The sequence below is a fragment of the Halomonas alkaliantarctica genome, assembly GCF_029854215.1.
GTDB classification, from domain to species: Bacteria; Pseudomonadota; Gammaproteobacteria; order Pseudomonadales; family Halomonadaceae; genus Vreelandella; species Vreelandella alkaliantarctica_A.
Genome location: NZ_CP122961.1, coordinates 4,188,782 through 4,208,233, shown reverse-complemented (window position 1 = coordinate 4,208,233; position 19,452 = coordinate 4,188,782). Strand labels below are relative to the sequence as shown.

The 19,452-nt window shown below is 54.3% G+C and carries 19 protein-coding genes; 18 read left to right on the top strand and 1 reads right to left on the bottom strand.

Translation table 11 applies throughout. The features are described from left to right. The first annotated feature begins 14 nt into the window (after nucleotides 1-14). The 15 genes from QEN58_RS19345 (at nucleotide 15) to mgtE (ending at nucleotide 14,523) form a co-directional block, all read left to right on the top strand. The gene (locus QEN58_RS19345; RefSeq protein WP_425270337.1) at nucleotides 15-773 is read left to right on the top strand and encodes an amino acid ABC transporter ATP-binding protein; all 759 of its coding nucleotides are present in this window, start codon (nucleotides 15-17) and stop codon (nucleotides 771-773) included. A gap of 594 nt (nucleotides 774-1,367) precedes the next feature. After that, complete coding sequence (mnmG, locus tag QEN58_RS19340; RefSeq protein ID WP_280105204.1) at nucleotides 1,368-3,272, top strand: tRNA uridine-5-carboxymethylaminomethyl(34) synthesis enzyme MnmG; 1,905 nt, start codon at nucleotides 1,368-1,370, stop codon at nucleotides 3,270-3,272. Continuing rightward, nucleotides 3,269-3,928, top strand: coding sequence for a 16S rRNA (guanine(527)-N(7))-methyltransferase RsmG (rsmG, locus tag QEN58_RS19335; protein ID WP_280105203.1), 660 nt, complete (start codon nucleotides 3,269-3,271; stop codon nucleotides 3,926-3,928). Before mnmG ends, rsmG begins: the two co-directional genes overlap by 4 nt. A 65-nt stretch (nucleotides 3,929-3,993) precedes the next feature. After that, nucleotides 3,994-4,761, top strand: coding sequence for a ParA family protein (locus tag QEN58_RS19330; protein ID WP_280105202.1), 768 nt, complete (start codon nucleotides 3,994-3,996; stop codon nucleotides 4,759-4,761). 15 nt (nucleotides 4,762-4,776) lie between these two features. Further along, nucleotides 4,777-5,706 carry a ParB/RepB/Spo0J family partition protein gene (locus tag QEN58_RS19325; protein ID WP_280105201.1) on the top strand — a complete coding sequence of 310 codons (930 nt, stop codon included), beginning with the start codon at nucleotides 4,777-4,779 and terminating at the stop codon, nucleotides 5,704-5,706. A 205-nt stretch (nucleotides 5,707-5,911) separates the two neighbouring features. Next, nucleotides 5,912-6,304: an ATP synthase subunit I gene (locus tag QEN58_RS19320; RefSeq protein ID WP_280105200.1), complete on the top strand. Its 393-nt coding sequence runs from the start codon at nucleotides 5,912-5,914 to the stop codon at nucleotides 6,302-6,304. Nucleotides 6,305-6,336: 32 nt separating this feature from the next. Then, a complete protein-coding gene (atpB, locus tag QEN58_RS19315; RefSeq protein ID WP_280105199.1) occupies nucleotides 6,337-7,164 on the top strand; it encodes a F0F1 ATP synthase subunit A in 828 nt (275 codons plus the stop codon). Nucleotides 7,165-7,231: 67 nt separating this feature from the next. Continuing rightward, complete coding sequence (gene atpE, locus QEN58_RS19310) at nucleotides 7,232-7,459, top strand: F0F1 ATP synthase subunit C (protein WP_022521051.1); 228 nt, start codon at nucleotides 7,232-7,234, stop codon at nucleotides 7,457-7,459. A 76-nt stretch (nucleotides 7,460-7,535) separates the two neighbouring features. After that, complete coding sequence (locus QEN58_RS19305) at nucleotides 7,536-8,006, top strand: F0F1 ATP synthase subunit B (RefSeq protein WP_280105198.1); 471 nt, start codon at nucleotides 7,536-7,538, stop codon at nucleotides 8,004-8,006. A gap of 11 nt (nucleotides 8,007-8,017) precedes the next feature. Further along, nucleotides 8,018-8,554 carry a F0F1 ATP synthase subunit delta gene (locus QEN58_RS19300; RefSeq protein ID WP_280105197.1) on the top strand — a complete coding sequence of 179 codons (537 nt, stop codon included), beginning with the start codon at nucleotides 8,018-8,020 and terminating at the stop codon, nucleotides 8,552-8,554. Between the two features lie 16 nt (nucleotides 8,555-8,570). Further along, a complete protein-coding gene (gene atpA / locus QEN58_RS19295; RefSeq protein WP_280105196.1) occupies nucleotides 8,571-10,115 on the top strand; it encodes a F0F1 ATP synthase subunit alpha in 1,545 nt (514 codons plus the stop codon). Nucleotides 10,116-10,180: 65 nt separating this feature from the next. Then, nucleotides 10,181-11,068, top strand: a complete 888-nt coding sequence (gene atpG, locus QEN58_RS19290) for a F0F1 ATP synthase subunit gamma (RefSeq protein WP_009286339.1) — start codon at nucleotides 10,181-10,183, stop codon at nucleotides 11,066-11,068. 73 nt (nucleotides 11,069-11,141) lie between these two features. Continuing rightward, on the top strand, nucleotides 11,142-12,521 hold the full coding sequence (atpD, locus tag QEN58_RS19285) for a F0F1 ATP synthase subunit beta (RefSeq protein ID WP_280105195.1): 1,380 nt from the start codon (nucleotides 11,142-11,144) through the stop codon (nucleotides 12,519-12,521). Between the two features lie 24 nt (nucleotides 12,522-12,545). Next, nucleotides 12,546-12,974 carry a F0F1 ATP synthase subunit epsilon gene (locus QEN58_RS19280; RefSeq protein WP_280105194.1) on the top strand — a complete coding sequence of 143 codons (429 nt, stop codon included), beginning with the start codon at nucleotides 12,546-12,548 and terminating at the stop codon, nucleotides 12,972-12,974. A 172-nt stretch (nucleotides 12,975-13,146) separates the two neighbouring features. Continuing rightward, the gene (mgtE, locus tag QEN58_RS19275; RefSeq protein ID WP_280105193.1) at nucleotides 13,147-14,523 is read left to right on the top strand and encodes a magnesium transporter; all 1,377 of its coding nucleotides are present in this window, start codon (nucleotides 13,147-13,149) and stop codon (nucleotides 14,521-14,523) included. A gap of 20 nt (nucleotides 14,524-14,543) precedes the next feature. Here the strand turns inward: mgtE and QEN58_RS19270 are convergent, their stop codons facing one another. Continuing rightward, nucleotides 14,544-15,737 (bottom strand): cation diffusion facilitator family transporter, encoded by a 1,194-nt coding sequence (locus QEN58_RS19270; protein ID WP_280105192.1) that lies wholly within the window; start codon nucleotides 15,735-15,737, stop codon nucleotides 14,544-14,546. A gap of 217 nt (nucleotides 15,738-15,954) precedes the next feature. Here QEN58_RS19270 and QEN58_RS19265 point away from each other — a divergent pair, with 217 nt between their 5' ends. The 3 genes from QEN58_RS19265 to glmU are packed head-to-tail and all read left to right on the top strand — an operon-like array spanning nucleotide 15,955 to nucleotide 19,309. Then, entirely contained in the window at nucleotides 15,955-16,755 is an 801-nt protein-coding gene (locus tag QEN58_RS19265) for an undecaprenyl-diphosphate phosphatase (protein WP_280105191.1), read from the top strand. A gap of 12 nt (nucleotides 16,756-16,767) precedes the next feature. Further along, a complete protein-coding gene (locus QEN58_RS19260; RefSeq protein ID WP_280105190.1) occupies nucleotides 16,768-17,937 on the top strand; it encodes an FAD:protein FMN transferase in 1,170 nt (389 codons plus the stop codon). Nucleotide 17,938: 1 nt separating this feature from the next. Further along, entirely contained in the window at nucleotides 17,939-19,309 is a 1,371-nt protein-coding gene (glmU, locus tag QEN58_RS19255) for a bifunctional UDP-N-acetylglucosamine diphosphorylase/glucosamine-1-phosphate N-acetyltransferase GlmU (protein ID WP_280105189.1), read from the top strand. Nucleotides 19,310-19,452 lie beyond the last annotated feature (143 nt).

Genomic DNA, 19,452 nt, shown 5'->3' with positions numbered 1-19,452 from the left:
CAATGAGCGAGACAATGAACGACGCAACGCAACCCATTGTGCGTATGCAGCAGCTCAATAAGCACTTTGGCAGCCTGCACGTACTCAACGATATTGATCTAACGATTGTACCCGGTGAAGTGGTGGTGATTATCGGTGCCAGTGGCTCTGGCAAATCGACGCTAATTCGCTGTATTAACGGTTTGGAAGAGTTCCAATCGGGCAGTCTGGTCGTCGACAGCAACGAGCTACTGCCCCATGGCAAGAGCACCCAAGCGCTGCAAACCATTCGTACCGAAGTGGGTATGGTGTTTCAGCAGTTCAACCTTTTTCCCCATCTCAGCGTGATCGATAACGTCACCCTGGCACCGATGAAAGTACGTGGCTTAAGCCGTGAAGACGCGGTCAGCAACGCCAAACGACTGCTTGATCGGGTAGGTATCGCCGATCAGGCCGATAAGTACCCTAGCCAGCTCTCAGGTGGCCAACAGCAGCGTGTGGCGCTGGCCCGCGCCTTGGCGATGGAACCACGCCTAATGCTGTTCGACGAGCCCACATCGGCGCTTGATCCGGAAATGATCGGTGAAGTACTGGATGCCATGCGTGAGTTAGCCAAAGAAGGCATGACCATGGTGATTGTTACCCATGAAATGGGTTTTGCCCGCGAGGTCGCCGACCGGGTTATTTTTATCCATAAAGGCGAGATTACTGAGCAGGGACATCCAGAGAAACTGTTCGATACGCCGCAACACGAACGCACCCAATCCTTCCTGGCGCGCGTGCTTAAACATTAAATTGAACGCCCTTTCGCGCTTTAAAATAACCGCTAATTCACGCTGAATAACGCTTTTTTACCGGCCTGTCGACACGACAGGCCATTTTTTTGCCTGTGGATAACCTTTTTTTACTTTCATCGCTCTTATCACCTTAAGGCCTACTGTGGCCGTCTCTTAGCATTAGCTCCACACCCAGTGATGGTTGTTCACAGGTGCGGTAACAACCCAGGTACTGGACGGTGGATAAGCCGTGCCTAATTACATCTGTGGATAAAGCACTATTCCATCCACAGGCTTAACACCCTTTCTGCCCAGGAACTCCCGCCTTCAAGCATGTAGAAGTCAACAATATAAGCGCATGAAATTATTAAGGATAAATCGCTTATACACAGAAATTGTCCACACTAGTAATTACAACATTTACAGAACTTCTCTTATTTTATATTTATGTTGTTATTAATAGAGGCTGTTTAACGATTCGGGGTGTGGAAAAACCTGACGGTTACCCACAGGGGGTTTATACTTGCCGCCTCATTGATCTAAGGTGGCTGCGTCTAGAATCGACTGCCTGGCCACATCATCCGTGCCAATTGGCACAAGACGAGGTGTCTCTTGAATTACCCCGACCGCTTTGACGTGATAGTCATCGGCGGTGGCCATGCGGGAACCGAAGCCGCACTGGCCTCTGCCCGCATGGGCTGTCAGACCCTGCTGCTCACCCATAACATCGAAACTCTGGGCCAAATGTCGTGTAATCCCGCCATCGGCGGCATCGGCAAAAGTCACTTGGTCAAGGAAATCGATGCACTGGGCGGCGCCATGGGGCTTGCTACGGACTTGGGCGGCATCCAGTTTCGCGTGCTCAATGCCAGCAAAGGGCCCGCCGTTCGGGCCACCCGTGCCCAGGCTGACCGCATCCGTTACAAGGCAGCGATCCGCGGAATGCTGGAAAAACAGCCCAACTTAACGATCTTCCAGCAAGCCGCTGGCGATCTGATTGTGGATAACGACACCGTACGAGGCGTCGTCACGGAAACCGGCATCCGCTTTCATGCCGACAGCGTCGTGCTGTGTACCGGGACATTTTTGGGTGGCGTGATTCACATTGGTTTGGATCAAAGCAAAGGTGGCCGAGCGGGCGATCCGCCCTCCAACGCGCTGGCCGAACGTCTGCGCGCACTGCCGTTTCGGGTTGACCGCCTAAAAACCGGCACACCACCGCGGATTGATGCCAAAACCGTGGATTTTTCACAGTTGGAAGAGCAGCCCGGCGATAGCCCAACGCCGGTTATGTCCTACCTGGGATCACGGGAAATGCACCCTCAGCAGGTGAGTTGTCATATTGCTCACACTAATCAGCAGACTCACGATCTGATTCTGGCCAACCTTGATCGCTCGCCGATGTATTCCGGCGTTATCGAAGGCATCGGGCCGCGTTACTGCCCATCGATTGAAGACAAGGTTCATCGCTTTGCCGATAAATCCAGCCACCAGGTGTTTATCGAACCCGAAGGCTTGGATACACATGAGCTCTACCCCAACGGCATTTCGACTTCGCTGCCGTTTGACGTGCAGATTCAGGTGGTGCGCTCCATCAAAGGTTTGGAAAACGCCCATATCACCCGGCCTGGCTACGCGATTGAGTACGACTTTTTTGATCCGCGGGATTTAAAACACTCGCTGGAAACAAAATTTATCCACAACCTGTTTTTTGCCGGCCAGATCAACGGCACCACCGGCTACGAAGAAGCCGGTGCACAAGGTTTGCTGGCAGGCCTGAATGCTGCCCGTCGCGCTCAAGAGCTGGACGCCTGGTATCCCCGCCGCGATGAAGCCTATCTCGGTGTGCTGGTCGATGACCTGATCACTATGGGCACCAAAGAGCCCTACCGCATGTTTACTTCCCGTGCGGAGTATCGCTTGATGCTGCGGGAAGACAACGCGGATCTGCGCTTAACCGAAGCGGGCCGTAAATTAGGTCTTGTCGACGACACGCGCTGGGCAGCGTTTAGCCAAAAACGCGAGGCTATCGAACAAGAGAGCGCGCGGCTAAGCACCCTGTGGATACAACCGGGAAGCCCAGCGGCTGAACAAGTGGCCGAAAAAACCGGCGCACCGCTCACTCGCGAGTATTGCCTGAGTGATCTGCTTAAACGCCCTGAATTGAATTACAGCGATTTGGCCAATCTACCCGGCATCGAGGGCACCCTGGTCACTGACCCGGCAGTCGCCGAGCAGGTGCAGATTCAGGCCAAGTATCAAGGCTATATCGATCGCCAGCAGCATGAGATTGATAAGCTCAAGCGCCACGAAGCCACGCCACTGCCTGCGGAGCTGGATTATTTAAAAGTGGAAGGCTTGTCTAACGAAATTCGCCAAAAGCTGGCTGAAGCGCGGCCAGAAACGCTTGCCCATGCGGCGCGGATTTCAGGCGTCACCCCGGCGGCCGTCTCTATTTTGCTGGTGCATCTGAAAAAGCGCCGATTGGTGGCAGCGGCTGAGGTAGTTAACGGATGAGTTCGTTGAACCCACTGTTGAAAACTCTGCCTGCAAGCGTTGCGCCACGGCTGGATCAAGGGCTTAGCCAGTTAGGCATCGCCGTTGACGAACATCAACGCCAGCAGCTGCTAGGCTTATTGGCACTGTTGCACAAGTGGAACCGGGCTTATAACCTCACAGCGGTACGCGAGGTGGATGACATGGTGTCGCGCCACGTGTTGGATAGCGCCGCTGTGTTGCCCTATGTGCAGGGGCCGCGGCTACTGGATGTGGGCGCGGGCCCTGGACTTCCTGGTATCGTATTAGCGATATTAGCCCCCCAGCTTGATGTGACACTGCTGGACAGCAATGGCAAAAAGGTGCGCTTTCAGCGCCAGGCGGTAATGGAGCTCGGGCTTGAAAACGTCACTCCCGTACAGGCGCGGGTGGAACAGTTTGAAGCCGCCGCTTTTGATCAGGTGATTTCCCGGGCATTTGCCAGCTTGGTCGATTTTGTCACCTTGACCCGCCAGCTACCCAGCACTGATGGCCAGTGGTTAGCCATGAAAGGCCCTGGGGCGGATGATGAACTGCGCGACCTGCCTGCCGGCATACGTCTACACCAGCGTCATTTGTTGGAAGTACCCTTTGAAGCAGCCCAGCGGCAGCTGCTGATCTTGGATGTTGAAAGCTAAATGTGAAAGCTGAATATTGATTGAAAGCTGAACGTTGATTCTGACCCCCAGAAGGAGTTGAGCAAGTGAGCCAGATCATTGCCCTGACCAACCAAAAAGGCGGCGTGGGCAAGACCACCTCGGCCGTTAACCTGGCGGCCAGTCTCGCTGCGCTCGACCGTCGCGTACTGCTGGTGGATCTTGACCCCCAAGGCCATGCCAGCATGGGCAGCGGCATCGATAAGTACGAGCTCAATAAAAGCGTGCTTGACGTTCTACTGGGTGAAGCAACGGCCGCTGATACGATTGTCAAAAAGCTGGCGGTTAAGTACGACGTACTACCGGGTAACGGTGATCTCACCGCCGCCGAAGTCGAGCTGCTGGATCGCGATAAAAGCGAGAGCTGCTTAACCAACGCACTGGCTTCGGTCTCGGATGCCTATGACGTAGTGTTGATCGACTGCCCGCCCTCTTTGAACATGCTAACCGTGAATGCATTAACGGCTTCCGATAGCGTGCTGATCCCTCTTCAGTGTGAGTTCTACGCCCTGGAGGGGCTGTCGGCCCTGCTCGATACCGTTGAGCAGATTAAGCAAAATGTGAATCCTGATCTGGCCATTGCGGGCATTTTGCGCACTATGTACGACAAGCGCACCAGCCTAACGCGGGAAGTGGATAAGCAGTTGCGAGACTATTTTGGCGACATGCTGTTGAAAACGACCATTCCTCGCAACGTAAAAGTTGCCGAAGCGCCGAGCCACGGGTTACCCGTTACGCAATATGCCCGGTTTTCCCGGGGTAGCCAGGCCTATCGTGTGTTGGCGAAAGAGATGATTCGTCGCCTAGCGTTATAAAATGAGGAAAAGCGAATGACGCGTAAACCCGCGCTGGGACGTGGCCTGGATGCCCTGATTGGTGCCGGTGCCCGTCGCCGTGACAGCTTAGAACTTGCCGGTAGCGGCACTCCGTTGGAGCTTACTGACGCAGCGCACACCGCCGCGGCTGCCGATGTTACCGAGGATCGCCTTGAGCGCCTGCCGTTAGGGCAATTAACACGGGGTAAATATCAGCCGCGCCGGGATATTCAGCCCGAAGCGTTAGAAGAGCTGGCAGACTCCATTCGCGCACAGGGCGTGATGCAGCCCATCGTCGTGCGCCCAATCGGCGTGGATCGCTACGAAATTATTGCCGGTGAGCGCCGCTGGCGGGCAGCCCAACTTGCCGAGCTGGACGTCATTCCGGCAGTAATCCGGGAAGTGAGCGATGAAGTTGCCCTGGCACTAGCGCTGATTGAAAACATTCAGCGTGAAAACCTCAACGCCATCGAAGAAGCCATGGCGCTCAAGCGCCTGGGCGATGAGTTTGAGCTTACCCAGCAGCAGATTGCCGACGCAGTGGGTAAGTCGCGCACCCAGGTGGCCAACCTGTTACGTCTGCTGGCGCTAGATCCGGAAGTGCAAACCCTCCTCGAACGGGGTGACCTGGATATGGGCCACGCAAGAGCGTTGCTGACGCTGAACAGTACCCAGCAGCGGCAGGTGGCTCATGAGGTGGTCAATAACGATATGACAGTGCGGGCCACCGAAGCCCTGGTGAAAAAAGTCCAAACCAGCCAAACGTCAATCAAAACGTCTAGCCGGCAAAGCAAACAGCCCGATGTAGCCAAGCTTGAAACCCATCTTGGCGAACTGCTCGGTGCACCTGTCTCCATTGATCATGGTCAAAAAGGCAAAGGTAAGTTAACGATACGCTATACCAGCCTCGAAGAATTGGACGGCATCTTAAATCACATTAAATAGCAGGCTATTCAAAACAGCGTAAGAAGCGCGCACGTTTTCCCCCTTTGGTCGCAAATAAGCCCTTAAACGGGCAAAATCGGTGCGACTTCGGTTGAAGGTGTGATAGCGCTTCCCTATAATCGCGCAAGATTTGTGCAGGTTGCCTTGGTTTGTCTAGCTATTAGCTTGTCGAGGTATTGGTTTTTATCAGTGAGGCTGGGCCGGTATGCAGCGATACGAAACCCAGCGTCGAAAAGCCTACATCGTTCGACTCACGCTCGCACAGCTGATAATGACGGTTATAGGTATGCTGACCGCCTATCTAGTCGCCGATTTGGAAGGCGTGTCATCGGTTTTTAAAGGAGCGCTGGTAGCTTTATTACCTCACGCCTTTTTTATCAAGCGAATGGGGGTTTTGCGTGCAAGCAGTCCTTCAAAAGCTGCGATGAGACTGTTTCGCGCCGAGGCAGGCAAGTTTGGTTTGACGGTGGCACTGTTTATTGCAGTGTTCGTGATAGCGCCCCCCTCAAACCCTACTTTCTTTTTTTATGCTTATGTTGCGATTGTTCTAACGCATTGGCTTACACCTTGGTTAATGCCAAAAAACGCGAATGCCTAGAAAATTGCACAACTGATTGAGGTGACACATCCATGGCCGCAGGAAACGAAGTCTCAACGACTTACTATATCCAGCACCACTTGCAGAATTTGACCTTTGGCAACCACCCTGAAAATGGCTGGTCGCTGGCACATTCAGCCGAAGAAGCAAGTGAAATGGGCTTTTGGGCCATCCACCTGGATACCATGGGCTGGTCGATTGCCATGGGGCTGCTGTTTATCTGGATTTTCCGCAAAGCGGGCAAAATGGCCACTACCGGCGTGCCCTCTGGACTGCAAAATGCGGTTGAAATGGTGTTTGAGTTCATCGAAAACATGATCCGCGGCACATTTAAAGGGCATAACCCGATTATTGCCCCCCTGGCCTTAACGCTGTTTGTTTGGATATTCCTGATGAACACGCTGAAAATAATTCCGGTGGATTACTTCCCGGTCTTATTTGCCAAGCTCGGTGTCGATTACATGAAAATCGTCCCCACTACGGATGTCAATGCCACTCTCGGCATGGCGTTGGGCGTTTTCTGCCTGATTCTCTACTACAGCTTTAAGGTTAAAGGCGTGGGTGGTTTCGCCAAAGAGCTGTCACTGACACCGTTTAACCACTGGGCATTGATTCCCTTTAACCTGGTGTTGGAAATCGTCGCTTTGTTGGTTAAACCGTTTAGCTTGGCGATGCGTCTGTTCGGCAATATGTTTGCCGGGGAAGTGATTTTCATCTTGATCGCCATGCTGCCGTTCTGGGCTATCTGGGTGCTGGATGTGCCGTGGGCCATTTTCCATATTTTGATCGTTACGTTGCAGGCATTCATCTTTACCGTGCTGACCGTGGTGTACCTAAGCGCTGCACACGAGCATCACTAACCCGAGCATTGTTTTAACCCTTAACCTCAACCCTCAAGCTTTAACTTGAAAAACTAGGAGCATTACCATGGAACTTATCTACATTGCTGCTTCCATCATGATCGGTCTCGGCGCACTAGGTACCGGCATTGGCTTTGCCATTTTGGGTGGCAAACTGTTGGAATCTACGGCGCGTCAGCCTGAGCTAGGTGACCAGCTGCAAACCAAAACCTTCCTAATGGCAGGTCTGTTGGATGCCGTTCCGATGATCGGTGTTGGTATCGCAATGTACCTGATCTTCGTTGTTGCCGGTTAATGACAGCTCAGCCGGGCGTTGAACGCTCGGTTTTGTTTCACTCCGGTCGCCACGAACTTGTCAGAGGTACATCCCTGTGAATATCAACATGACGCTAATCGGGCAGACGATCGCCTTCGCGATCTTTGTCTGGTTTTGCATAAAGTATGTGTGGCCTCCGATCAGCAACGCGCTTCATGAGCGTCAGAAGAAAATTGCTGATGGCTTGGATGCAGCCAGCCGCGCTAACCGTGATCTTGAGCTTGCTCAAGAGCGGGCGGAACAGATGCTGCGCGAAAGCAAGGAGCAAGCTTCTCAAATTCTTGAGCAGGCCAACAAACGCTCTGCCCAGATAGTTGAAGAAGCCCGTGAACAGGCCCGCGCCGAAGGCGAACGCCTAGTAGCGAGTGCACGTTCCGAGATTGAGCAAGAAGTGAATCGCGCTAAGGATGAACTTCGTGCCCAGGTCTCTTCTCTCGCCGTTATGGGTGCCGAGCGTGTTCTTGAAGCGTCGGTCGACGAACAAGCCCATCGCAAGTTACTCGATGAGCTTGCTGCTGAACTGTAAGGAGGTGAACCATGGCGGAATTACTTACCGTCGCTCGTCCTTACGCTAAGGCAGCGTTTGAATACGCGCGTGATCATGAGGCGCTTGATAGCTGGTCACAAGCGCTGAGTTTTTTAAGTGTTGCGGTAGCAGATGACGTCGTTCGCCATCGGCTAAACAGTCCCAAATTAGACAGCGAGCAAAAAGTCTCGCTGCTTGTCGAGCTTATTCCTGAGCAACAGGATGAAGCTTTACAGCGATTTTTGACTGTTTTGGCTGACCAAGGCCGCTTGATGGCGTTGGCATCCATTGCTGATCAGTTCGAGCACCTGCGTGCCGAACACGAGCAGCGGGTTGAAGTGGATGTCACCTCTGCTTACGAGCTCGATAGTCAGCAAGAAACGAAGCTAGCGAACGCGCTTAAGAAACGTCTGAATCGCGAAATCTCTATTACTACTCAGGTGGACAAGTCGCTTATCGGCGGTGTCATCCTGCGTGCTGGCGATACCGTCATTGACGGCTCCGTACGTGGTCGATTGAACCGCCTTTTTGACGCGCTAACCGCTTGAGTCTGAGGGACATGGCATGCAGCAACTGAATCCTTCCGAGATCAGCGACATCATCAAGCAGCGAATTGAAAAGCTTGACGTCGCATCCGAAGCCCATAATCAGGGCACCATCGTCACCGTTTCCGACGGTATCGTGAAAATTCACGGCCTCGAAGACGCGATGTTTGGTGAAATGATCGAATTCCCCAACAGCATCTTTGGCATGGTACTCAACCTGGAGCGTGACTCCGTAGGTGCCGTAGTGCTGGGTGACTACCTGCAGCTCGAAGAGGGCATGACCGCCAAGTGTACCGGTCGTATTCTCGAAGTGCCGGTAGGCCCTGAGCTGATTGGTCGTGTGGTCGATGCGCTGGGTAACCCCATCGATGGCAAAGGGGACATCAACACCACCCTAACCGACGCCGTTGAGAAAGTGGCGCCGGGTGTTATTACCCGTCAATCCGTCGATGAGCCGATTCAAACCGGTCTTAAATCGATCGACGCCATGGTGCCGATCGGCCGTGGTCAGCGTGAGCTGATCATCGGTGACCGCCAGATCGGTAAGTCCGCCATTGCCATTGATGCGATCATCAACCAGAAAGGCAAAGGCGTGACCTGTGTCTACGTGGCGATCGGTCAGAAGCAGTCGACCATTGCCAACGTGGTACGCAAGCTCGAAGAGCATGGCGCCATGGAGCACACTATCGTTGTCGCCGCTGGCGCCGCCGATCCTGCGCCGATGCAGTTCCTGGCCGCTTACTCTGGCTGCACCATGGGCGAATACTTCCGCGACCGCGGTGAGAACGCCCTGATTGTGTACGACGATCTTTCCAAACAGGCCGTTGCCTACCGTCAGGTATCGCTCCTGCTGCGTCGTCCGCCCGGTCGTGAAGCTTATCCTGGCGACGTTTTCTACCTCCACTCGCGTCTACTTGAGCGTGCTGCGCGGGTTAACGTCGACTACGTTGAGAAGTTCACCAACGGCGAAGTGAAAGGCAAAACCGGTTCGTTAACCGCGCTGCCGATCATTGAAACCCAGGGTGGCGACGTTTCTGCGTTCGTACCGACCAACGTGATCTCGATCACCGATGGTCAGATCTTCCTGGAAACCAACCTGTTTAACTCCGGTATTCGTCCGGCGATTAACGCAGGTCTGTCGGTTTCTCGTGTGGGTGGTTCGGCGCAAACCAAAATCATCAAAAAGCTGGGCGGTAGTGTACGTCTAGCGCTGGCTCAGTACCGTGAACTGGCGGCCTTCTCGCAGTTTGCCTCTGATCTTGATGAAGCGACGCGTAAGCAGCTTGAGCACGGTCAGCGTGTGACTGAGCTGATGAAGCAGAACCAGTACTCGCCAATGTCGGTTGCTGAAATGGCGCTCTCGCTGTATGCCGCCAACGAAGGTTACCTGGACGACGTCGACGTGAACAAAGTGTTGGACTTCGAGCGTGCACTGCACGACTACATGAAGTCAGAGCACGGTGATCTACTCGACAAGATCAACCAGAGCGGCGACTACAACGGTGAGATCCAAGACAGCTTGAAGTCGGGTCTCGAGAAGTTCAAGGCGACTCAGAGCTGGTAATGTCTGGCCCGCCTGCGGGCGGGTTTGCATGCTTTCTGAGAGCCACGAACGAAGGGTAGATCGCTATGGCAGCTGCAAAAGAGATACGCACCCAGATCGGGAGCATTAAAAATACGCAGAAGATCACCAGCGCCATGGAAATGGTGGCTGCATCGAAAATGCGTAAAGCGCAAGATCTGATGAGAGCAAGTCAGCCTTACGCTAAGCAGATCCGTAATGTGGTTGGCCACATTGCCGACGCGAACCCCGAGTACAGGCACGACTATATGGTCGAGCGTAGCGAGGTTAAGCGCGTTGGTTACATTGTGGTCTCTACAGACCGTGGTCTGTGCGGTGGCTTGAACCACAACCTCTTCAAAGCCTTACTCAAACAGGCCAGCGAGTGGAAGAAGCAGGGCGCAGAGCAGGATTTTTGTGCCCTGGGCGCTAAAGCCAGCACCTTTTTCCGTAACTACGGTGGCAATTTGGTGGCGGCGAAGAGCGGTTTAGGCGAAGCCCCGACCGTTGAAGGTTTGATTGGCAGTATTAAGGTCATGCTCGAAGCGTACGATGAAGGACGTCTCGACCGGCTTTACGTGGTGCACAACGAGTTTGTGAACACCATGACGCAAAAGCCAGTGGTTCGTCAGCTTCTTCCGCTGTCGCCTGATATGGGCGCAGACGCTGAGCAAGACGACGAAAACGCCCGTCCCGGAAGCTGGGACTACCTGTATGAACCGGATGCCAAGGCGTTGCTCGATAGCCTGCTGGTTCGTTTCATCGAATCGCAGGTGTATCAGGCGGTAGTGGAAAACGGCGCTTGTGAACAAGCTGCCCGAATGATCGCTATGAAAAGTGCCACTGATAACGCAGGCGGCCTTATCGACGATCTGGAGATGGTCTACAACAAGGCCCGTCAGGCCGCCATCACCCAGGAAATTTCTGAGATCGTCGGCGGCGCTGCTGCCGTATAACGCCTAGGGAGCCGCTCTTTGAAGCAGCTCCCGGCAGACAGGTTTCATTTGCAGGTTTTAGAGAGGAACCAAGATGAGCGGACGTATCGTACAAATCATCGGCGCGGTGATTGACGTAGAGTTTCCGCGGGACTCTGTGCCCAAGGTCTACGACGCGCTGAAGGTCTCCGAAGTTGAGACCGTCCTTGAAGTCCAGCAGCAGTTGGGCGACGGCGTGGTGCGCACCATCGCCATGGGCTCCACAGAGGGCTTAAAGCGTGGCATGGACGTGACCAGCACAGGTGCCGCTATTTCCGTACCGGTAGGTAAGGAAACGCTGGGCCGTATTATGAACGTACTCGGCGAGCCGATCGACGAAGCGGGACCGATCGGCGAGCAAGAGCGTATGCCGATTCACCGTAAAGCACCCAGCTATGCCGACCAAGCGGCCTCTAACGAGCTGCTGGAAACCGGTATCAAGGTTATCGACTTGGTCTGCCCGTTCGCTAAGGGTGGTAAAGTGGGCCTGTTCGGCGGCGCCGGTGTCGGTAAAACCGTTAACATGATGGAGCTTATCCGCAACATCGCCACCGAGCACAGCGGCTACTCTGTATTCGCCGGTGTGGGTGAGCGTACGCGTGAGGGTAACGACTTCTATCACGAAATGACGGAATCCAACGTTATCGATAAGGTATCGCTGGTTTACGGTCAGATGAACGAGCCCCCGGGTAACCGTCTGCGCGTAGCGTTGACCGGCCTGACCATCGCTGAGAAATTCCGTGATGAAGGCCGCGACGTTCTGTTGTTCGTCGATAACATCTACCGCTACACCCTGGCAGGTACCGAAGTATCGGCACTGTTGGGTCGTATGCCTTCAGCGGTAGGTTATCAGCCGACGCTGGCTGAAGAGATGGGCGTTCTGCAGGAGCGTATTACCTCGACGAAAACCGGCTCAATCACCTCGGTACAGGCCGTTTACGTACCTGCGGATGACTTGACCGACCCGTCGCCGGCGACCACCTTCTCGCACCTGGATGCTACCGTGGTATTGGCACGTTCTATCGCCGAACTGGGTATCTATCCGGCGATCGACCCGCTGGACTCCACCTCGCGTCAGTTGGATCCGCTGGTCGTCGGTGAAGAGCACTACGCCACCGCCCGCGGTGTGCAGAACGTTCTGCAGCGCTACAAAGAGCTTAAGGATATTATCGCCATTCTGGGTATGGACGAGCTGTCTGATGAAGATAAGCTGGCCGTTTCCCGGGCGCGTAAAATCCAGCGCTTCTTGTCGCAGCCGTTCTTCGTGGCCGAAGTATTTACCGGTTCACCAGGTAAGTATGTCTCACTGAAAGACACTATCAGTGGCTTCCAGGGCATTCTTGCTGGCGAATACGACGATATGCCGGAACAGGCCTTCTATATGGTCGGTTCAATCGACGAAGCCGTCGAGAAAGCCAACCAGATGAAGAAGTAATCCCGTCCATTAGGGGGATTCGCTATGGCGAATAGCTTTACTTGCAATATCGTCAGCGCTGAAGCATCGATCTTCTCAGGTACCGTTGAGCAGGTGATTGCTTCCGGGATTATGGGTGACCTGGGCGTTTTGCCCGGTCACGCTCCGCTGCTGACCGAGCTTCAGCCGGGTCCGGTTCGTGTGATCCATGATGGTGGCTCGGAAGAGAATTTCTACGTCACGGGTGGCTTCATGGAAGTCCAACCGGATGTCGTGACGATTCTGGCCGACTCTGCGTTGCGTGCCAGCGACCTCAACGAGGCCGCTGCCGAAGAAGCACGTCAGCAGGCGCTGAAAGCCTTTAATGAGAAGTCATCGGAGCTCGATTATACTCGCGCTGCCGCTGAACTTGCCGAAGCCGTTGCACAGCTGCGAACGATTCAGCAGCTGCGTAAAAAGGCGGGTAAAGGCTAACACCCACGCACTTGGCGTGTGTCCAACGCCCCTTAAACCCGCTACCAGGGTTTAAGGGGCGTTTTTTTGTTTGGCAGACAGATAAGTAAGTATGATGAGCTTGGTCAGTAGGATGGGCCGGGCGATGGATGAGTTCGGCAGCACGACGCTTTTAAGCGCGAGGAGGAGAGCCATGGCACTGAATGATGAAAGCTTACAGGCATTAAAAGCCGAACTGCTCGACGAGTTGGCCAAGGAATCGCCCAGTAAATCGGTGCTCTCTTTGCGTTTGGCCGAAAACCGCTCCGCGGATATCGGTGAAGTGCTCGAGGAGATGATTGAAGACGATGAGGAGCTGCCCGCAGCGCTCGCGTTGCTGGATATTCTGTCTGCCGAGCGTGCTGCAAATGTACTGGGTTACTTGCCCGGTGAAAGCCAGCTTGAGGTAGTCGGGGAGTTGGACGACAGTCAGGTACTCAAGCTGCTGGAGGAGATGGGTTCGGACGAACGCGCCGACCTGTTTAATCTACTCAGTGAAGACCGCCGTGAAGCACTGCTGCGTCGTATGGCCCACCGCGAGCGGGAAGATCTCAAGCGGCTTGCTAGCTACGAAGAAGGTACCGCCGGCGCCATCATGACCTCTGACTATGTATCCATAGCCAGTGGCATGACGGTGTCGCAGGCGATGATGCGGGTACGCCAGACCGCCCCCGACGCGGAAACGGTTTATCAGCTCTATATTCTGGATAGCGACGGTCAATTGATCGGAACCATGTCGCTGCGTCAGCTTATGGTGGCACGCCCCGGCGCCATTGTTGATGACATTATGATCAAGGATGTCATCAGTACCCGGGTTGATAATGCCCAGGAAGATGTCGCCCGTATTGTGGCGAAGTATGACTTGTTGGCGCTACCAGTGATCGATGCCGATGAACGCATGGTCGGTATCGTGACCCACGATGACGCGATGGATGTCGCTGAATCCGAGGCGACAGAGGATTTCCACAAAGGGATGTCGATCGGCCAACTGGAAGATGGCGTAAGCCGAGTGAAGCTTTGGAGCCTCTACCGTAAGCGGGTGTTTTGGCTGGTATTGCTGGTATTTGCTAACCTGTTCTCGGGCGCCGGGATTGCCTATTTTGAAGAGACCATTGCCGCCCAGGTGGCGCTGGTGTTCTTTTTACCGCTGTTGATCGGTAGTGGCGGTAATGCTGGGGCCCAGGCCGCCACGCTGATGGTGCGCGGTATGGCCACCGGTGACGTAGGTGTCAAAGATTGGGGCAAGCTACTGGGCCGCGAGCTACTTGTCGCCGGATCACTGGGTATCACCATGGCCATCGCGGTAACGCCGATTGGCATAATGCGTGGGGGCGAAGCGCTGGCGATGGTCGTGGCCTTTAGCATGGTCACCATCGTCCTGTTCGGCAGCCTGTTGGGGATGTGCCTGCCGTTCGTGCTTGAGCGCTTTAAGGTTGACCCTGCGACGGCCTCTGCCCCGCTGGTGACCACGCTGATTGACGCCTCTGGGGTCGTGATCTACTTCAGTATTGCCACGCTGCTGCTCTCGTGACGAGGTAAGTCATTGAGGGCTTAGCGCATTGAGCTACTGGCGGCGCGGGTGATAAACAGCACCTCGACGTGACCCAGCCACTCGATATCGCTAGCCAGCGCTTTTAACTGGCTAGCGAGGCACTGGGGTGGCTGTTGGACTGCGTCATCAATGATCAGCGATACCGAGACCTTATCGTCCAAATAGTGCAGCTGAAGCTCGTTGAGCGTGCGCCATACGGGATGCTTATACCAGCGCGCATCCAGCGCGGCCTCTACTTCAGGACGCAGCGGAAGGCCGGGAAGGCGGCTAGGATCACCCGCTCCGGCGTCGTCTTCGGGGTCAACGTGGAAGATCACGTCGGTGAGCGCGGGAAATTCATGGCGTAGGCGGCGGCTTACTTCGTTACCGATTTCGTGGGCTTCCGACACGGTAATCTTAGGCCCGACCACCACGTGTAGATCGACCATTACCCAGCCTGCCGACTGTCGGGTACGCAGGTCGTGGACGCTATCCACACCCGGCACGCTACAGGCCACATCGTGCATCTGGTTCTGCGCATCCACCGGCAGCGCGGTATCGACCAGTTCCCGTGCCGACTCCCACAGCAAGTCCAAACCTACTTTGCCGACCAATAAACCCACGATAATGGCGGCCACGGCATCCAACCAACCCAAGCCAAACTGAGCACCCACCAAGGCTACCAGCACCACGGCGGTGGAGAGAGCATCGCTACGTGAGTGCCAAGCGTTGGCTTCGAGTAGTTTTGATTTTACCCGCTTGGCGACCCGCATGGTGTAGCGAAAAATCCACTCTTTGCTAAACAGCGCAATCACCGTAATCACGATCGCCAGTGCGCCAGGAGCGTTAACGTCGGTACCGCTAAACAGGCGATCAAGGCTCGACCAGGCTATCGCGCCTGCCACGAAAATCAGTACGCTTCCCAGTAGCAGGGTGGTTAGGGTTTCGATCCGGCCGTGGCCGTAGTGGTGGTCTTTATCGGGTTCCTGGCGCCCATAGTGAATGGCCGCCAGGACAAAACCGTCGGTGACTAAATCAGATAGGGAGTGAATCCCGTCGGCGATTAACGCCGCAGAACCGACCATAAAACCAATGGTGACTTTGATGATGCTCAACAGGGCATCCAACCACGCACCGATGTAGGTGACACGCTTGGCCTCTTGGCTAAGTCGCGCTTGGTCGTGAACCACTGGCGTTTCTATGGTCTGAGTCATGGGTACCTTGCAAGGAAGCACGCAATCAATAGACGCTTATTGTAGCGCACTCCTTATATCCTCTATAGCCTCCACTGCTTTCAGGCCGTGAAACGACACCTTTGCGTGTCAGTGCAGGCTAGTGTCAGCAAAGGCAATGGCGGACAACGAATAAGCGGATGTGTATCCTTAAGCGCCATTGCAAACCATTAAATTGTTTCTCTATACAGGATTTTTTATGGATTGGCTCCAGGTAGTGGTGTTAGCGGTAGTTCAGGGAGTGTCAGAATTTTTACCCGTTTCAAGCTCTGCCCACCTAATCTTGGTGCCTGTGCTGACCGAGTGGCAAGATCAAGGCCTAGCCTTTGATGTTGCCCTGCATTTAGGCAGCCTCTCCGCGGTGATTATCTATTTTCGGCAGGAAATTTGGCAGATGGTGGTGAGCAGTCTGGCTGCGATCAGCGGTAAAGGGGTGAACGAAGACGCACGATTGGCTTTATGGGTGACGTTAGCGACCATCCCTGTGGGGCTTATTGGTTTGCTACTGCACGATGTTATTTCTCACTTTATGCGCTCTACGCTGATTATCGGCGTCAGTTTAATTGGTTTCGGACTATTGTTGGGGTATGCCGATTGGCGTAAGGCGGGAACGCGAAACGAGTACCAACTGTGTTGGAAGGATGTGCTGATTATTGGCGGAGCCCAGGCGCTGGCGTTGATTCCCGGCACCTCGCGCTCGGGTATTACCATTACCGCAGCGCTGATGGTAGGGATGAGCCGAGAAGGTGCCTCGCGCTTCTCTTTTTTACTGTCAATCCCGGTGATTGTGCTGGCAGGTGGGCTAGAAGCAGTAGGATTGTTTAGCGCTTCGCAGTCGATTGATTGGGTCGCGATGTTGGCGGGTACCCTGCTATCGGGAATAAGCGCGTATTTATGTATTCACTATTTTCTGGTGGTTATAAAAAAATTAGGAATGCAGCCCTTTGTTATATATCGAGTGCTGTTCGGCGCCTGGCTGCTGTGGTTCTTTTATTTTTAGGGTAAAGCAACGATGAAAAAGGCTGTTGAGCACACAGCAAGTTGGGGACGTGCACTGATCGTAACGGGCTCACTGCTGGGTTTGGGGTTAGGCGTGGCAGGTTGCTCAGAGAGTGATCGGCCGATGGAATCGCCGGTACGCTTCGATGGCAATATTTTTGGCACCTTTTATCAGGTGACCATTATGGATCCGCTCACTCAGGGCGAGTCTCTTGACTTGGAAGAGGGCTTCAAAGCAGAGCTGGAGAACGTTGATCAGGCAATGTCCACCTATCGTGATGATGCCGAACTGATCGCTTTTAACGAGGCTCCGCTGGAGGAGTGGCAGCCCCTCTCCAATGAGCTTATTGAGGTATTGGCGATTAGCCAATCCGTCGCTGAAGCCAGCCACGGAGCCTTTGATATTACCGTGGGCGACCTGGTCAATTTGTGGAGCTTCGGCCCCGGTGCGCGGCCAGAAGAGGTACCTGCCGATGATGTTCTTGCCGAACAGTTGGCCCAGGTAGGTTATGACGCTTTAGAGGTCGATACTCAAAATATGCAGGCGCGGCGCATCCGCGATGTGTTCGTCGACCTTTCTGGCGTGGCCAAAGGCCATGGAACTGACCGGGTCGCTGCTTACCTGGAGCAGCAGGGGCTGGAGCACTACTTAGTCAATATTGGCGGAGAACTGATCGCCCGCGGCCTGCGTGATGAGGAAGAGCAAACGCCTTGGAAGATTGGCATTGAGGTGCCTGAAAATGGCCAGCAGCGTGCTCAGCATATTATCCCGCTAGAGAGTATGTCGGTGGCCACCTCAGGTGATTACCGCAACTATTTTGAAGTAGATGGCCAGCGCTTTTCTCACACCATTGATCCGCGCACGGGTCGACCGGTGACGCACCAGCTTGCCTCGGTGTCGGTTTTTCATCCCTCCAATGCTTGGGCGGATGCCTGGGCGACGGCGCTGCTAGTGGTTGGCGAACAGGAAGCGATGCAACTGGCCATTGATAATAACCTTAAGGTGCTTTTGCTCGTGCGCGATGGCGGGCAGTGGCGCAGCATTGCTAGCCCGGAATTTGTTAATTATTTTGGGGAAACGCTGGTTAATGAATTAGGCATTGAACACCGCAGAACCCCTGCGACCAACATCCCCGCCACAGCCCACCAAGTGCCCGCTGATCCAACCGTAATAGGTGAATAGTATGCAAGAACTGGATATTGTCATTCTCGCCGCCGGCAAAGGCACGCGGATGCGTTCTCAAATTCCTAAAGTGCTTCACACCCTGGCGGGCAAGCCTATGGTGCAGCATGTGCTGGATACCGCCTCTGGGCTGAAGCCTGATCGCACTCATGTCGTGATTGGTCATGGCGCTGAACAGCTGCGTGAAGCGTTGGCAGGAAATGCCGTGCAGTTTGCCGTACAGGCCGAGCAGAAAGGCACCGGGCACGCGGTGGCGCAAGCGCTTGAGCAGCTGGGTAGCGGCAAGGTGTTAATCCTTTACGGCGATGTACCGCTGCTGCAGCGGGAATCCTTAAGCGAGCTGTTGGCCCATGTGGATGAGCAGCACATGGGACTATTGACGGTAACGCTAGCCGACCCTACCGGCTATGGGCGGATTGAGCGCAACGATGCAGGCGATGCGGTGGCGATTGTTGAGCAAAAAGATGCCAGCAGCGCCCAGCTTGCCATCACTGAATGCAATACCGGCATTATGGCCATGACGAGTGCCCAGCTTAAACGCTGGTTGCCGCAGCTCTCCGCAGAAAATGCCCAGGGCGAGTATTACCTAACCGATGTAATAGCCATGGCAGCGGCAGAAGGCATCAAGGTATGCACTGCCCAACCGGACACAGCAGTAGAAGTGGAAGGCGTCAATAACCGAGCGCAAATGGCCCGCTTGGAGCGCGTTTATCAACGCCAGTTGGCCGATAAGTTGATGGCGCAGGGGGTAGCACTTGTTGACCCTGAACGGCTCGATGTGCGCGGGCGTTTAACCTGCGGGCATGATGTATTTATCGATGTGGGCTGCGTGTTTGAAGGTGAGGTTGAGTTAGGCGAAGGGGTTCGGGTTGGCCCCTACTGCGTGATCAAAAACAGCACCATTGGTGCAGAAAGCGTGATAGATACCCATAGTGTAATAGAAGGCACCGTGGCAGCGGGCCTAAACCAGATTGGCCCTTTCGCGCGGTTACGCCCCGGTACGCGAATGGCGGTAAAAGCCAAGGTGGGCAATTTTGTTGAAACCAAAAACGCGGATGTGGGAGAGGGCAGTAAGATTAATCACTTAAGCTACGTCGGCGATGCCCGTCTAGGCCGGGATGTTAATGTGGGTGCAGGCACTATTACCTGTAACTACGATGGGGCTAATAAACACCGTACTGATATTGGCGATAATGCCTTTATTGGCTCTAACTCGGCGTTGGTAGCACCTGTTACGATAGGTAAAGGCGCCACTGTCGGGGCTGGTTCTACGATTGCTAAAGACGTCACCGACTATGCGTTAGTGGTAACCCGAGGCCGCCAGTTAGAAAAAATTGATTGGCTGCGCCCTAGCAAGTGTAAAGAACCATAGTACTTAAAAAAGTATTAAAAATAGTTCTAAACATCGTTCATAGAATCATTAAAAATCCGTATTCATATATCCATGCCGTCGATTTACCTTTATGCGGATTGGTTGAGTAGCTTTTTGAAGTGCTCTGGTTAATAACCTGGGAG

Bases quoted from the DNA above. Each gene is read 5' to 3' on its own strand.
- QEN58_RS19345 (WP_425270337.1), top strand. From the start codon at position 15: ATGAACGACGCAACGCAACCCATTGTGCGTATGCAGCAGCTCAATAAG.
- rsmG (WP_280105203.1), top strand. From the start codon at position 3,269: ATGAGTTCGTTGAACCCACTGTTGAAAACTCTGCCTGCAAGCGTTGCG.
- QEN58_RS19325 (WP_280105201.1), top strand. From the start codon at position 4,777: ATGACGCGTAAACCCGCGCTGGGACGTGGCCTGGATGCCCTGATTGGT.
- QEN58_RS19320 (WP_280105200.1), top strand. From the start codon at position 5,912: ATGCAGCGATACGAAACCCAGCGTCGAAAAGCCTACATCGTTCGACTC.
- atpB (WP_280105199.1), top strand. From the start codon at position 6,337: ATGGCCGCAGGAAACGAAGTCTCAACGACTTACTATATCCAGCACCAC.
- atpE (WP_022521051.1), top strand. From the start codon at position 7,232: ATGGAACTTATCTACATTGCTGCTTCCATCATGATCGGTCTCGGCGCA.
- QEN58_RS19300 (WP_280105197.1), top strand. From the start codon at position 8,018: ATGGCGGAATTACTTACCGTCGCTCGTCCTTACGCTAAGGCAGCGTTT.
- atpA (WP_280105196.1), top strand. From the start codon at position 8,571: ATGCAGCAACTGAATCCTTCCGAGATCAGCGACATCATCAAGCAGCGA.
- atpG (WP_009286339.1), top strand. From the start codon at position 10,181: ATGGCAGCTGCAAAAGAGATACGCACCCAGATCGGGAGCATTAAAAAT.
- atpD (WP_280105195.1), top strand. From the start codon at position 11,142: ATGAGCGGACGTATCGTACAAATCATCGGCGCGGTGATTGACGTAGAG.
- QEN58_RS19280 (WP_280105194.1), top strand. From the start codon at position 12,546: ATGGCGAATAGCTTTACTTGCAATATCGTCAGCGCTGAAGCATCGATC.
- mgtE (WP_280105193.1), top strand. From the start codon at position 13,147: ATGGCACTGAATGATGAAAGCTTACAGGCATTAAAAGCCGAACTGCTC.
- QEN58_RS19270 (WP_280105192.1), bottom strand. From the start codon at position 15,737: ATGACTCAGACCATAGAAACGCCAGTGGTTCACGACCAAGCGCGACTT.
- QEN58_RS19265 (WP_280105191.1), top strand. From the start codon at position 15,955: ATGGATTGGCTCCAGGTAGTGGTGTTAGCGGTAGTTCAGGGAGTGTCA.
- QEN58_RS19260 (WP_280105190.1), top strand. From the start codon at position 16,768: ATGAAAAAGGCTGTTGAGCACACAGCAAGTTGGGGACGTGCACTGATC.
- glmU (WP_280105189.1), top strand. From the start codon at position 17,939: ATGCAAGAACTGGATATTGTCATTCTCGCCGCCGGCAAAGGCACGCGG.